12 protein-coding genes are annotated in these 14,218 nt (G+C 68.1%); all 12 read right to left on the bottom strand.

What is annotated here, in order from left to right; translation table 11 throughout:
* Positions 1-19: 19 nt before the first annotated feature.
* A complete protein-coding gene (gene rplW, locus ACOJV7_RS03640) occupies positions 20-328 on the bottom strand; it encodes a 50S ribosomal protein L23 (protein ID WP_035946954.1) in 309 nt (102 codons plus the stop codon).
* On the bottom strand, positions 325-1,293 hold the full coding sequence (gene rplD, locus ACOJV7_RS03645) for a 50S ribosomal protein L4, sunset domain variant (protein ID WP_420188789.1): 969 nt from the start codon (positions 1,291-1,293) through the stop codon (positions 325-327). Before rplD ends, rplW begins: the two co-directional genes overlap by 4 nt.
* A 5-nt stretch (positions 1,294-1,298) precedes the next feature.
* Positions 1,299-1,955, bottom strand: coding sequence for a 50S ribosomal protein L3 (gene rplC, locus ACOJV7_RS03650; RefSeq protein ID WP_420188790.1), 657 nt, complete (start codon positions 1,953-1,955; stop codon positions 1,299-1,301).
* A gap of 10 nt (positions 1,956-1,965) precedes the next feature.
* Entirely contained in the window at positions 1,966-2,274 is a 309-nt protein-coding gene (gene rpsJ / locus ACOJV7_RS03655) for a 30S ribosomal protein S10 (RefSeq protein ID WP_009775966.1), read from the bottom strand.
* A gap of 367 nt (positions 2,275-2,641) precedes the next feature.
* The gene (locus ACOJV7_RS03660) at positions 2,642-3,730 is read right to left on the bottom strand and encodes a YihY/virulence factor BrkB family protein (RefSeq protein WP_420188791.1); all 1,089 of its coding nucleotides are present in this window, start codon (positions 3,728-3,730) and stop codon (positions 2,642-2,644) included.
* A 129-nt stretch (positions 3,731-3,859) separates the two neighbouring features.
* Positions 3,860-4,426, bottom strand: coding sequence for a hypothetical protein (locus ACOJV7_RS03665; protein ID WP_420188792.1), 567 nt, complete (start codon positions 4,424-4,426; stop codon positions 3,860-3,862).
* Between the two features lie 256 nt (positions 4,427-4,682).
* Positions 4,683-5,879: an elongation factor Tu gene (gene tuf, locus ACOJV7_RS03670; RefSeq protein ID WP_420188793.1), complete on the bottom strand. Its 1,197-nt coding sequence runs from the start codon at positions 5,877-5,879 to the stop codon at positions 4,683-4,685.
* A gap of 137 nt (positions 5,880-6,016) precedes the next feature.
* On the bottom strand, positions 6,017-8,134 hold the full coding sequence (gene fusA / locus ACOJV7_RS03675) for an elongation factor G (RefSeq protein ID WP_420188794.1): 2,118 nt from the start codon (positions 8,132-8,134) through the stop codon (positions 6,017-6,019).
* 133 nt (positions 8,135-8,267) lie between these two features.
* On the bottom strand, positions 8,268-8,738 hold the full coding sequence (rpsG, locus tag ACOJV7_RS03680) for a 30S ribosomal protein S7 (protein WP_035946945.1): 471 nt from the start codon (positions 8,736-8,738) through the stop codon (positions 8,268-8,270).
* Positions 8,738-9,112 carry a 30S ribosomal protein S12 gene (gene rpsL / locus ACOJV7_RS03685; RefSeq protein ID WP_035913344.1) on the bottom strand — a complete coding sequence of 125 codons (375 nt, stop codon included), beginning with the start codon at positions 9,110-9,112 and terminating at the stop codon, positions 8,738-8,740. Before rpsL ends, rpsG begins: the two co-directional genes overlap by 1 nt.
* A gap of 473 nt (positions 9,113-9,585) precedes the next feature.
* Positions 9,586-10,119, bottom strand: coding sequence for a GNAT family N-acetyltransferase (locus ACOJV7_RS03690; protein ID WP_420188795.1), 534 nt, complete (start codon positions 10,117-10,119; stop codon positions 9,586-9,588).
* A 128-nt stretch (positions 10,120-10,247) separates the two neighbouring features.
* Positions 10,248-14,138 (bottom strand): DNA-directed RNA polymerase subunit beta', encoded by a 3,891-nt coding sequence (locus tag ACOJV7_RS03695; protein WP_420188796.1) that lies wholly within the window; start codon positions 14,136-14,138, stop codon positions 10,248-10,250.
* Between the last annotated feature and the right edge of the window lie 80 nt (positions 14,139-14,218).

Raw genomic sequence — 14,218 nt, forward strand, 5'->3', positions numbered from 1 at the left:
TAAGTTCCTCAGTCGTCTCTCAGGCGCCGGCGCTGCCGAAGATGTCGATCGTGCCCTCGCGGAGGGTGACGATCGCGCGCTTGGTGTCCTTGCGCTTGCCCAGGCCGAAGCGCGTGCGGCGCGTCTTGCCCTTGCGGTTGAGCGTGTGGACCGAGTCGACCTTGACGTTGAAGATCTGCTCGACGGCGATCTTGATCTCGGTCTTGTTCGAACGCGGGTCGACCACGAAGGTGTACTTGCCCTCGTCGAGCAGCCCGTAGGACTTCTCGGACACGACCGGTGCGATCAGGATGTCGCGGGGGTTCTTCCCCTGGAATGCGGAGCTCACTTGCCCTCCTCCTCGGAGACCTTCTGAGCGGCCTCGCCGCCGGCCGGGACGAACCCGGCGGCCTTGGCGGCCTCAGCGGTGCGGAACCACACCTCGGCCTCGGTGTTGTCGTACCAGCGCGAACCGGGCACGTGGTACTTCATCGAGTCCTTGTTGCCCTTGACCTCGAAGCCCGCGGGAGCGGAGCCGTCCTCGAGGGCGGCGGCGCTGTCGGGGCCGAAGCCACCGTCGGCGTCGGCCGCGGCGGCCTCGGTCTCGACGACCTTGGCAGCCTTGGTGGCCTTCGGAGCCTTCTCGGCCTTGGCCGGTGCCGCGGCGGCGGGCGCCTCGGTGACGACGGTGGCGTCGAGCGGCTTGACCGCAGCGGCTGGACCGGCGACGAAGGTGTCGAGCGCGGCCTGGGTGAAGACCACGTCGTCGGCGCAGAGGACGTCGTAGGTGTTGAGCTGGTCGACCGCGATGACGTGGACGTGGTCCAGGTTGCGGACCGACTTCATCGACACGATGTCGCTGCGGTCGAGGACGACGAGCAGGTTCGGTCGGTCGGTGAGGCCGGTGAGCAGCGCGGCGGCGTCCTTGGTCGACGGCGCGTCACCCGTGACGAGCGAGGCGACGACGTGGATGCGGCCGTTGCGGGCGCGGTCGGAGAGGGCGCCACGCAGGGCGGCGGCCTTCATCTTCTTGGGGGTGCGCTGCGCGTAGTCACGCGGCGTCGGCCCGTGCACGACACCACCACCGGTCCAGTGCGGCGCGCGGGTCGAGCCCGCACGGGCGCGACCGGTGCCCTTCTGGCGGTGCGGCTTGCGTCCACCACCGCGGACCTCGCCGCGGGACTTGGTCGAGTGCGTGCCCTGGCGCGCGGCGGCGAGCTGGGCGACGACGACCTGGTGGATGAGCGGGACGTTGGTCTGCACGTCGAAGATCTCGGCGGGCAGGTCAGCGTTCACGGTCTTGGCGGTAGCCATCCGGGTCACGCTCCCTTCACGGCGTTGCGGACGAGCACGACCGCACCGCGGGGACCGGGGACGGCGCCCTTGACGAGCAGCAGGCCCTTCTCGGCGTCCACGGCGTGGATCGTGAGGTTCTGGGTGGTCTGGCGCACGCCACCCATGCGGCCGGCCATGCGCATGCCCTTGAAGACACGACCCGGGGTGGCGCAGCCACCGATGGAGCCCGGCTTGCGGTGGTTCTTGTGCGCACCGTGGGAGGACGAGACGCCGTGGAAGCCGTGACGCTTCATGACACCGGCGAAGCCCTTGCCCTTGGTGGTGCCGGAGACGTCGACCGAGGCACCGGCCTCGAACGTCTCGGCGGTGAGCTCCTGGCCCAGCGAGTACTCGGCGGCGTCCGCGGTGCGGAGCTCGACGAGGTGGCGGCGCGGCGTGACGCCGGCCTTCTCGAAGTGGCCGGTGAGCGGCTTGGTCACCTTGCGCGGGTCGATCGCACCGAAGGCGATCTGGACGGCGCTGTAGCCATCGGTGTCGGCGTTGCGCACCTGCGTGACGACGCAGGGGCCTGCCTCGATGACGGTGACGGGGACGAGCTTGTTGTCGGCGTCCCACACCTGGGTCATGCCGAGCTTCTTGCCCAGCACGCCCTTCACGGTCTTGGTAGCAATGTCAGTCATCAGTCAACCCTCAGAGCTTGATCTCGATGTTGACGTCAGCCGGCAGGTCGAGACGCATCAGCGAGTCGACGGCCTTGGGCGTCGGGTCGATGATGTCGATGAGGCGCTTGTGGGTGCGCATCTCGAAGTGCTCGCGGCTGTCCTTGTACTTGTGCGGCGAACGGATGACCACGAAGACGTTCTTCTCCGTGGGCAGCGGCACAGGGCCGACCACCGTCGCGCCGGCACGGGTCACCGTGTCGACGATCTTCCGCGCCGAGTTGTCGATGACCTCGTGGTCATACGACTTCAAGCGGATGCGGATCTTCTGTCCCGCCATCTTGGCTTCCGTCTCTCTCTCGCCGTCTTCTTACTTCTGTCTGTGGCCGGTTCCCAGTCCGACCCCCGAGGTCGGGCGTGTCGCGCCCGCTCCGCGGTTCGACGGCATACGCGTTCTGCGTGTGGTCGTCGGGTGGATCGAAGCTCCGGGAATCCGGAGCTGCTCTGGCCTGCCGTGTGTCGCCCCGGCGTAGCCGGTTCGATGCGTTGTCACGTGCAGTGGCGGTTCGGTGTCTCCTCGACCGGGTCGAGGGGACGGCGTCCCGCACCAAGCAACCTGACAAGTGTGCCAGAGGCGGTGGCGACCTACCAAATCGAGCCGGACGCGCACGGCATACCGGCGCCGATGGCGCGTCGTCGCTCCCCCGTCAGCGGGAGGTCGCCTCGTGCCGAGGCTCGTCGTCGTCCGCAGTGGCCTCCTCGCGCAGGCGGCGACCCTCCTCGAGGTGCTCCTCGTGCTTGCGACGACGCTTCTCGGACGCGGTGTCGTCCCTCGGCGGCAGCTGGAGGGTCTCTTCGGCCTCGATGCCGGCCTGGAGCTGGCGCGAGCGCTCGAGCTCGGAGTCGACCTCGGCGCCGAAGAGCAGCGCGAGGTTGGTGATCCACAGCCACAGCAGGAAGACGATGACGCCGGCCAGCGACCCGTAGGTCTTGTTGTAGGAGCCGAAGTTGGCGACGTAGAAGCCGAAGACGACCGAGGCGAGCACCCAGGTGACGATGGCGATCGCCGCGCCGACGCTGACCCAGCGGAACTTCGGCTGCTTGACGTTGGGCGTGGAGTAGTAGAGCAGCGCCACGAGGACGACGACGACGAGCAGGATGACCGGCCACTTGGCGATGTTCCAGACCGTCACCGCGGTCGACCCCAGGCCGATTGCCTCGCCCACGGTCTCGGCGAGCGGCCCGCTGACGACGAGCGCCAGGAGCACGAGCGCCACCATGAGGACGCCGACGAGGGTGATGAGCAGCTGGACCGGACGGAGCTTCCAGAACGGACGGCCCTCGTCGATCTGGTAGATCCGGTTCATGGCCCGACCGAAGGCGCCGACGTAGCCCGACGCCGACCACAGGGCGCCGGCGAGACCGGCGACGAGGGCGAAGCCTGCCGCGTTGGCCTGGGTCATCTGGCTGATCGGCCCCTCGAGCTGGTCTGCCGCGCTGGCCTGCCCGAGGTCGCGCACCATGTCGAGCAGCGCCGTCGTCGTGCTCTCGCCCTGACCGAAGACCCCGAGCAACGAGACGAGGGCGAGGAGGGCCGGGAAGAGCGACAGCACGGAGTAGTAGGTCAGCGCGGCCGCGAGGTCGGTGCAGCCGTCCGCGGTGAACTCCGCCCAAGCCTTCTTCGCCGTGTACTTCCACGAGGGCTTGGTGATGTCACCCAACGAGTCGGGCTTCGCGTCCGAGTTCTCGTCGGGTGCCGTGCGGGCCTTGGTCGTGCTCGTCTCGTCGTGAGGCATGGTTCGACCGTACCCACGGCCGACGGGGCCAACCGGTTGAGGCGCGAGCACTTTCGGGGCGGTCGGCTCGCGAGAGCCCCCGCGGCTCCCTGGCCCGCGAGGGCTCTCTGCGTGCGTGAGGTCTCGACGTCAGCGAGGACCGCCGCCGAGCACGCCGGCGTCGAACGCCTTGAGCACCGACGCCTTGTCGGCGGCGGTGAGCTTGCCGTCGGAGACGGCCTCGTCGAGGCGCTCCCCCAGCCGCGTGCGGTGCTCGGCGCGGTGCGCGTCACGCACCTCCTCGAGCGCGGCGGTGAGCCTGCCCTCGGTGATCCCGAGCTCCTTGGCCAGGGCCGCGACGTATGCCGTCCGCCTGGCCTCGCGGTCGGGCTCGCTGGGCGCGGTGCCCTCGGCGGGCTTCTCGGTCGGGCGGTTCGCCTCGCGCACCTTGTCGATGGCGGCCTTGACCTTGGCCTCGTCGAGGCCGAGCGCCTCGGCGAGCGCGGCGCCGTCGGCGCCCTTCATGCCACCGTGGCCGCGGCCACCGCGCCCGGGGCCATCGGCGGGGGTGCCGGGCTGCTCGGTCGACGTCGACGAGGACGCTGCGGGGGTGGGCGTGCTCTCGGCGAGCGCTGCGTTGGCGCCGAATCCGGCGAGCGTGACGGCGGCGGCACCGGCCACGCCGGCGAGGACGTTGGTGGTCGTGACCCTGGGCATGAGGGGTTCCTCTCGTTGGAGCCGACCCGTGTGGCCGACCGTGCTCCCACCACAGTGGGCGCCCGGGCTTGGGCGGGGCCATGGCGAACCTGTCACGAACCTGTGGGTCCTGGGCCCCGTCTCGACGGGGTCACGCGAAGGCGGGCGGACGGCATACCAAGGGGGTCACCGGTCCGAGGACGCGGAAGGGCCCCGCCTGCCGAAGCAGACGGGGCCCTTCTCGAGTGCGTCAGTGACGCAACCGGTCAACCAATGATCACTTGGTGATCTGGGTGACGCGACCGGCGCCGACGGTCCGGCCACCCTCGCGGATGGCGAACTTGAGGCCCTCCTCCATGGCGATCGGCTGGATGAGCTCGACCGACATCTCGGTGTTGTCGCCGGGCATGACCATCTCGGTGCCCTCGGGCAGCGAGACGACGCCGGTGACGTCCGTGGTGCGGAAGTAGAACTGCGGGCGGTAGTTGTCGTAGAACGGCGTGTGACGGCCGCCCTCGTCCTTGGAGAGGATGTAGACGTTCGCCTCGAAGTTCGTGTGCGGGGTGATCGAGCCCGGCTTGCAGATGACCTGCCCGCGCTCGACGTCCTCGCGCTTGGTGCCACGAAGAAGGAGGCCGACGTTCTCACCGGCGCGACCCTCGTCGAGGAGCTTGCGGAACATCTCGATGCCGGTGACCGTGGTCTTGGCGGCCGGACCCGGGTGGATGCCGACGATCTCGATGTCCTCGTTGACGTTGAGGATGCCGCGCTCGATACGACCGGTGACGACGGTGCCACGACCGGTGATCGTGAAGACGTCCTCGACGGGCATGAGGAACGGCTTGTCGACGTCGCGCTCGGGCTCCGGGATCGACTCGTCGACCGCGTCCATGAGCTCGAGGACGGTGTTGCCCCACTCGGCGTCACCCTCGAGCGCCTTGAGCGCCGAGACCTTGACGACGGGCAGGTCGTCGCCCGGGAACTCGTAGTCGGACAGGAGCTCACGGACCTCCATCTCGACGAGCTCGAGGATCTCCTCGTCGTCGACCATGTCGGCCTTGTTGAGCGCCACGACGATGTAGGGGACGCCGACCTGGCGGGCCAGGAGGACGTGCTCCTTCGTCTGCGGCATGGGGCCGTCCGTGGCGGCGACGACCAGGATCGCACCGTCCATCTGGGCAGCACCGGTGATCATGTTCTTGACGTAGTCCGCGTGACCGGGGCAGTCGACGTGGGCGTAGTGACGCTTCTCGGTCTGGTACTCGATGTGCGCGATGGAGATGGTGATACCGCGCTGCTTCTCCTCGGGCGCCTTGTCGATGTCGTCGAACGCGAACTGCGGGTTCAGGTCCGGGTACTTGTCGTGCAGGACCTTCGAGATCGCAGCCGTCAGCGTCGTCTTACCGTGGTCGATGTGACCAATGGTGCCGATGTTGACGTGCGGCTTGGTCCGCTCGAACTTTGCCTTCGCCACTTGTTGTCCTCCTCAGGACTCTTCTTGGTGAAACGCCTCACGACCGGCAGGACGTGGCGTCGTACTTGGGGTGTGGTTGAACTGGAACTTCGGCTGTGTGCCGTGTGCCAGATCCGGACCAGCGACCAGTCTAGCGGTCACTCGCCCCGGGTCTTGGCGATGATCTCCTCGGCCACGGACTTGGGAACCTCGGCGTAGGAGTCGAACTCCATCGAGTAGTTCGCCCGGCCCTGCGTCTTCGACCGGAGGTCGCCGACGTAGCCGAACATCTCCGACAGCGGGACGAGGCCCTTGACGACCTTGGCGCCGCTGATGTCCTCCATGGCCTGGATGTGGCCACGGCGCGCGTTGATGTCGCCGATGACGTCGCCCATGTACTCCTCGGGCGTACGCACCTCCACGGCCATCATCGGCTCGAGGATCACGGGGTCGGCCTTGCGGACGGCCTCCTTGAGCGCCATCGACCCGGCGATCTTGAACGCCATCTCCGAGGAGTCGACGTCGTGGTACGCACCGTCGAGCAGCGCGGCCTTGATCCCGACGAGCGGGTAGCCGGCGAGCACGCCGTACTGCATCGCGTCCTGGATGCCGGCGTCGACCGAGGGGATGTACTCGCGCGGGACGCGACCACCGGTGACCTTGTTCTCGAACTCGTAGAGCTCGCCGCCCTCGGTGGTGTCGAGGGGCTCGAGGCTGATCTGCACCTTGGCGAACTGACCTGAACCACCGGTCTGCTTCTTGTGGGTGTAGTCGTGCTTCTCGACCGTGCGACGGATGGTCTCGCGGTAGGCGACCTGCGGCTTGCCGACGTTGGCCTCGACCTTGAACTCGCGCTTCATGCGGTCGACGAGGATGTCGAGGTGGAGCTCGCCCATGCCGGCGATGATCGTCTGGCCCGTGTCCTCGTCGAGGTGGACCTGGAAGGTCGGGTCCTCGGCCGAGAGCTTCTGGATGGCCGTGGAGAGCTTCTCCTGGTCACCCTTGGTCTTCGGCTCGATCGCGACCTGGATAACCGGGTCGGGGAACGACATGGACTCGAGGACGATCTGCTGGTCCGGGTCGCTCAGGGTGTCACCGGTGGTGGTGTCCTTGAGGCCGATCGCGGCGTAGATGTGGCCCGCGAGGGCCTCCTCGACCGGGTTCTCCTTGTTGGCGTGCATCTGGAAGAGCTTGCCGACGCGCTCCTTGCGGCCCTTGGTCGTGTTGACGACCGGCGAGCCGGCGGCGATGCGACCGGAGTAGACGCGGATGAAGGTGAGCGTGCCGAAGAACGGGTGCGCCGCGACCTTGAACGCGAGGGCCGAGAACGGCTCGTCCTTGCTCGGCTTGCGGGTCATCTCGACGGTCTCGTCGCCCGGCTTGTGGCCCACCATCGGCGGGACGTCGATCGGGGACGGGAGGTAGTCGACGACCGCGTCGAGCATCGGCTGGACACCACGGTTCTTGAACGCCGAGCCACAGAGGATCGGGTAGAGCTCCGAGGTGACGGTGAGCTTGCGGATGCCGGCCTTGATCTCGGCGACCGTGAGCTCCTCGCCACCGAGGTACTTCTCCATGAGGTCGTCGTCGGACTCGGCGACGCGCTCGATGAGGTGGTGGCGGTACTCCTCGGCCTTGGCCTGGAGGTCCGCGGGGATCTCCTGGACCTCGTACTTGGCGCCCATGGTGACGTCACCCTTGGCGTCGCCGGGCCACACGAGGGCACGCATCTCGACGAGGTCGATGACACCGATGAAGTCGTTCTCCGCGCCGATCGGCAGCTGGATGACGAGGGGCTCGGCGCCGAGGCGGTCCTTGATCGTCTGGACGGTGAAGTAGAAGTCCGCGCCCAGCTTGTCCATCTTGTTGACGAACGCGATGCGGGGGACGTCGTACTTGTCGGCCTGACGCCACACGGTCTCGGACTGGGGCTCGACGCCCTCCTTGCCGTCGAAGACGGCGACGGCGCCGTCGAGGACGCGCAGCGAGCGCTCGACCTCGACGGTGAAGTCGACGTGGCCGGGCGTGTCGATGATGTTGACCTGGTTGTTGTTCCAGAAGGAGGTCACGGCGGCCGACGTGATCGTGATGCCGCGCTCCTTCTCCTGCTCCATCCAGTCGGTCGTCGAGGCGCCGTCGTGCGTCTCGCCGATCTTGTGGTTGACGCCGGTGTAGAAGAGGATGCGCTCCGTCGTCGTCGTCTTGCCGGCGTCGATGTGCGCCATGATGCCGATGTTGCGGACCTTGGTCAGGTCCGTCAGGACGTCGAGTGCCACTGCGGTTGTCTCATCTCGCTCGTTGCGGAAGTTCTGCTGTGCGGTCGTGCTGGGTGTTGCTGTGTGCGGCCCGTCAGGACCGCGGTCCCGGTATGCCGTCCACCCACGTGGGCGAACGGCATACCGGTCGCTGTCACCAGCGGTAGTGCGCGAAGGCCCGGTTCGACTCGGCCATCTTGTGCGTGTCCTCGCGGCGCTTGACTGCGGCGCCGAGACCGTTGGAGGCGTCGAGGATCTCGTTCATGAGGCGCTCGGTCATCGTCTTCTCACGACGCTGACGCGAGTAGCCGACCAGCCAGCGCAGCGAAAGGGTCGTGGCGCGGTTGGGCTTGACCTCGATCGGGACCTGGTAGGTCGCACCGCCGACGCGGCGGGACTTGACCTCGAGGGTCGGCTTGATGTTGTCCAGCGCGCGCTTGAGGAGCAGCACCGGGTCGGTGCCGGTCTTCTCGCGGGCACCCTCGAGGGCGCCGTAGACGATCGTCTCGGCGATGGACTTCTTGCCGTCGAGGAGGATCTTGTTGACGAGCTGGGTCACGAGCGGGCTCTGGTAGACCGGGTCGATGACGAGGGGGCGCTTCGGAGCGGGGCCCTTACGAGGCATTACTTCTTCTCCTTCTTGGCGCCGTAGCGGCTGCGAGCCTGCTTGCGGTTCTTGACACCCTGGGTGTCGAGCGAGCCACGGATGATCTTGTAGCGGACGCCGGGAAGGTCCTTCACACGGCCACCGCGAACGAGCACGATGGAGTGCTCCTGCAGGTTGTGGCCCTCACCGGGGATGTAGGCCGTGACCTCGATGCCCGAGGTGAGCTTGACGCGCGCGACCTTGCGGAGCGCGGAGTTCGGCTTCTTGGGGGTGGTGGTGTACACACGCGTGCACACACCGCGGCGCTGCGGGGAGCCCTTGAGGGCAGGGGTGGAGACCTTGGAGGTCTTGTCCTGCCGGCCCTTGCGCACCAGCTGGTTGATGGTAGGCAACCTGGATCCTTTGTCTGTCTGGTCGATGTCACGGCGGCTGCCGCGACTCCTTGGATGCCCGGCGCTCGACCCCCGCGGTCGGGTGTGTCGCACCGGGTGCTCTCCCCTGCACTCCCCGTCACAGGCCGCATCGACGGTGTCGACTCGTTCTGTGGGTGGGGCGCCCGGCGAGAGGTGGGCGGCCCTGCGCTCTCGCGCCGGGCACGTGTGCTCTGGTCCTAGCCAGACACGGTTCTCCACGATACCGGTATGCCGGGTGCCCACCAAATCGTCCCGGACCCGCTCCCCAGCCCTTGCGTCCGCAGGTATGACGCCCTGGCCCCCAGAGTTGCGGACGCTGCGTCAGGGGCACCGGCAACGTCCGCAGGAATGACGCCCTGACCTCCGGAGTTGCGGACGCTGCGTCAGGAGCACCGGCAACCTCCGCAGGAATGACGGCCCAGCCACCACAGCTGCGGACGCAAGCAGGGCGGTCAGGCCTCGAGTCGCTCGAACGCCGGCGCGTAGCGGAACGGCCCGGCAAGCTCCGGGCGCCAGGCACGCAGGGTCTTGACCTGGAAGTAGCGGTCCTCCCACGGGCCGGGCGAGCCGATGCCGCGCTCGACGGCCGGCACGAAACCGAAGTGCCCGTAGTAGTCCGGGTCGCCCAGCAGGACGATGGCAGCGTCGCCGCGCTGCTCGGCGGAGGCGATGACCGACGCCATGAGGGCTGCACCGATGCCCTGCCGCTGCAGCCGAGGCGTCACCGCGATGGGGCCGAGCCCGACCGAGGTCCCCTCCCCCAGCGTGGCGGCCGAGCAGAGGACGTGGCCGACGACCTCGCCGTCGAGCTCGGCGACGAAGGTCAGCTCGTCGATGACGTCGCCGTCGCCGCGCAGCTCGTCGACGAGGCTCGACTCGACCGAGCGGGCAGCACCCTGGACCCGCGGGAAGGCGTCGTCGTGCAGCGCCGCGATGGCCGCGAAGTCCTCGGGCCGCTCGCGCCGGATGATCATGTCGTCACGCATGTGCACACCCTCTCACCCCGGCGGTCCCCGCTCCGGCCGCATCCGCGCGGGACGGGACGACGAAGGGCGGGTATGCCGTGTGGGAACTCCACGGCACACCCGCCCTTGCGTGTCAGGCAGGACGCGCCTCAGAGGCGGTCGAGACCCAGCTCGCTGTCGTCGAGGCGGACGGCCTCGCCGGAGCCCGGACCGAAGGCCGGGTAGGCGAACTCGTCGTAGCTCGGCATGGAGTACATCGCAGCCTTGGCCTCTTCGGTCGGCTCCACGTTGATGTTGCGGTAGCGCGACAGACCGGTGCCGGCCGGGATGAGCTTGCCGAGGATGACGTTCTCCTTGAGACCGAGGAGGGAGTCCGACTTGCCCTCCATCGCGGCCTCGGTGAGGACGCGGGTGGTCTCCTGGAACGACGCCGCGGACAGCCACGACTCGGTCGCGAGCGAGGCCTTGGTGATGCCCATGAGCTCGGGACGACCCGAGGCGGGGGTACCACCCTCGGCGACGACGCGACGGTTCTCGTCCTCGAAGCGACCGCGCTCGGCGAGCATGCCCGGGAGCAGGTCCGCGTTGCCGGCCTCGATGATCGTGATCCGGCGGAGCATCTGCCGGACGATGACCTCGATGTGCTTGTCGTGGATCGACACACCCTGCTGGCGGTAGACGTGCTGGACCTCGTCGACCAGGTGGATCTGCACGGCGCGCGGGCCGAGGATGCGCAGGACCTGCTTCGGGTCGATGGAGCCGACCGTCAGCTGGGTGCCGACCTCGACGCTCTGGCCGTCGGTGACGAGCAGACGCGCACGCTTGGTGACCGGGTAGGCGTGCTCCTCGGAGCCGTCGTCCGGCGTGAGCAGGATGCGACGAGCCTTGTCGGTCTCCTCGATCGTGATCCGGCCGCTGGCCTCGGCGATCGGGGCGACACCCTTGGGGGTGCGCGCCTCGAAGAGCTCGACGACACGGGGCAGACCCTGCGTGATGTCGTCACCCGCCACACCACCGGTGTGGAAGGTCCGCATCGTCAGCTGGGTACCGGGCTCACCGATCGACTGGGCCGCGATGATGCCGACGGCCTCGCCGATGTCGACGAGCTTGCCCGTCGCGAGCGAACGGCCGTAGCACGCGGCACAGGTGCCGACCTTGCTGTCGCAGGTGAGGACCGAGCGGACCTTGACGCTGTCGACACCGGCGGCGAAGAGCGCACCGATGACGATGTCACCGAGGTCGATGCCGGCCTCGGCCAGCGTCTCGCCGTCCTTGACGACGTCCTCGGCCAGCGTGCGGGCGTAGACCGAGGTCTCGACGTCGTCGTGCAGGCCACGGGTGCCCGTGCGCTCGTCGGTCGCGGCGATCGGCATGGGCAGGCCACGCTCGGTGCCACAGTCGTCCTCGCGGATGATGACGTCCTGCGACACGTCGACGAGACGACGCGTGAGGTAGCCGGAGTCGGCGGTACGCAGGGCGGTGTCGGCCAGACCCTTTCGCGAGCCGTGCGTCGAGATGAAGAACTCGAGCACGGACAGGCCCTCGCGGAAGTTCGCGCGGATAGGGCGCGGGATGATGTCACCCTTCGGGTTGGACACCAGGCCACGCATACCGGCGATCTGGCGCAGCTGCATCCAGTTGCCTCGGGCACCGGAGGAGACCATGCGGAAGATGGTGTTCGTGGCCGGGATGTTGGCCTCCATCTCCTTGGCGACCTCGTTGGTGGCCTGCGTCCAGATCTCGATGAGCTCCTGACGACGCTCGTCGTCGGTGATCAGACCACGCTCGTACTGCGTCTGGACCTTGGTGGCCTTGGTCTCGTAGCCCTCGAGGATCTCGAGCTTGCGCGGCGGCGTGACGACGTCGGAGATGGCCACCGTGATGCCGGACCGGGTGGCCCAGTGGAAGCCGTACTCCTTGAGCGCGTCGAGCGAGGCCGCGACCTGCACCTTGCTGTAGCGCTCGGCGAGGTCGTTGACGATCGTCGAGAGACGCTTCTTGTCGACCTGGGCGTTGATGAACGGGTAGTCGACCGGGAGCGTCTCGTTGAAGAGCGCGCGACCCAGGGTCGTCTCGGGCAGCCACTCGGCGAGGTAGCCCTCGTCGTCGACCTCGACGCCCTCGGGGAGCTCGGTGCCGGGCGTCGGGACGACGTCCTTGAGCCGGATCCGGACGGGGGTGCCGAGCAGGATCTCGCCGGCGTCGAAGGCCATGCGGGCCTCGGCGACCGTCGAGAAGACCCGGCCCTCGCCCTGCGAGCCCTCGACCTGGGAGGTGAGGTGGTAGAGGCCGATGATCATGTCCTGGGTGGGCATGGTCACGGGACGGCCGTCGGCCGGCTTGAGGATGTTGTTGCTCGACAGCATGAGGATGCGGGCCTCGGCCTGCGCCTCCGCGGAGAGCGGGACGTGGACGGCCATCTGGTCACCGTCGAAGTCCGCGTTGAACGCGGTGCAGACGAGCGGGTGGATCTGGATGGCCTTGCCCTCGACGAGCTGCGGCTCGAACGCCTGGATGCCGAGGCGGTGGAGCGTGGGTGCGCGGTTGAGCAGCACCGGGTGCTCGGTGATGACCTCTTCGAGGACGTCCCACACGACCGAGCGGTGACGCTCGACCATGCGCTTGGCCGACTTGATGTTCTGCGCGTGGTCGAGGTCGACGAGGCGCTTCATGACGAACGGCTTGAAGAGCTCGAGCGCCATCTGCTTCGGCAGGCCGCACTGGTGCAGCTTGAGCTGCGGGCCGACGACGATGACCGAACGGCCGGAGTAGTCGACGCGCTTGCCGAGGAGGTTCTGGCGGAAGCGGCCCTGCTTGCCCTTGAGCATGTCGGACAGCGACTTGAGCGGACGGTTGCCGGGGCCCGTGACCGGGCGACCACGACGGCCGTTGTCGAAGAGGCTGTCGACGGCCTCCTGCAGCATCCGCTTCTCGTTGTTGACGATGATCTCGGGCGCGCCGAGGTCGAGCAGTCGCTTGAGGCGGTTGTTGCGGTTGATGACGCGGCGGTAGAGGTCGTTCAGGTCCGACGTCGCGAAGCGGCCACCGTCGAGCTGCACCATCGGGCGCAGGTCCGGCGGGATGACCGGGACGGCGTCGAGCACCATGCCGGCCGGCTTGTTCGTCGTCGTCATGAACGCGGAGACGACCTTGAGGCGCTTGAGCGCACGGGTCTTCTTCTGGCCCTTGCCGGTGGCGATGATCTCGCGCAGGAGCTCGGCCTCGGCCTCGAGGTCGAAGGACTCGAGCCGCTTCTGGATCGCCGCGGCGCCCATGCCGCCCTCGAAGTAGAGACCGAAGCGGTCCCGCATCTCGCGGTAGAGGATCTCGTCGCCCTCGAGGTCCTGGACCTTGAGGTTCTTGAACCGGTCCCAGACCTGAGCGAGGCGCTCGACCTGGGCGTCCGCGCGCTTGCGGATCTGGTTCATCTCGCGCTCGGCGGAGTCGCGGACCTTGCGCTTGGCGTCGGACTTGGCGCCCTCGGCCTCGAGCGCGGCGATGTCGTCCTCGAGCCGCTTGGCGCGGGTCTCGACGTCGGCGTCGCGACGGTTCTCGAGCTCCTTCTTCTCGACCTCGATCTGGGCCTCGAGCGAGGGCAGGTCGGTGTGACGCTGGTCCTCGTCGACGCTCGTGATCATGTAGGCGGCGAAGTAGATGACCTTCTCGAGGTCCTTCGGCGCGAGGTCGAGCAGGTAGCCCAGGCGCGACGGGACGCCCTTGAAGTACCAGATGTGGGTGACGGGGGCGGCGAGCTCGATGTGGCCCATCCGCTCACGACGGACGGCCGCACGGGTCACCTCGACGCCGCAGCGCTCACAGATGATGCCCTTGAAGCGGACCCGCTTGTACTTGCCGCAGGCGCACTCCCAGTCCCGGGTCGGGCCGAAGATCTTCTCGCAGAAGAGTCCGTCCTTCTCGGGCTTGAGGGTGCGGTAGTTGATGGTCTCGGGCTTCTTCACCTCGCCGTGGCTCCACTCGCGGATGGAGTCAGCGGTGGCGAGGCCAATGCGCAGTTCGTCGAAGAAGTTGACGTCGAGCACGTGGTTCCTTCTCTCGTTGCTCTAGCTAAAACAGATAAGTGGGTCGGACTGAGCCTGCGTATGCCGTGCGCTCGCCGAGC

This window comes from Knoellia tibetensis, assembly GCF_048606415.1.
Classification (GTDB): domain Bacteria; phylum Actinomycetota; class Actinomycetes; order Actinomycetales; family Dermatophilaceae; genus Knoellia; species Knoellia tibetensis.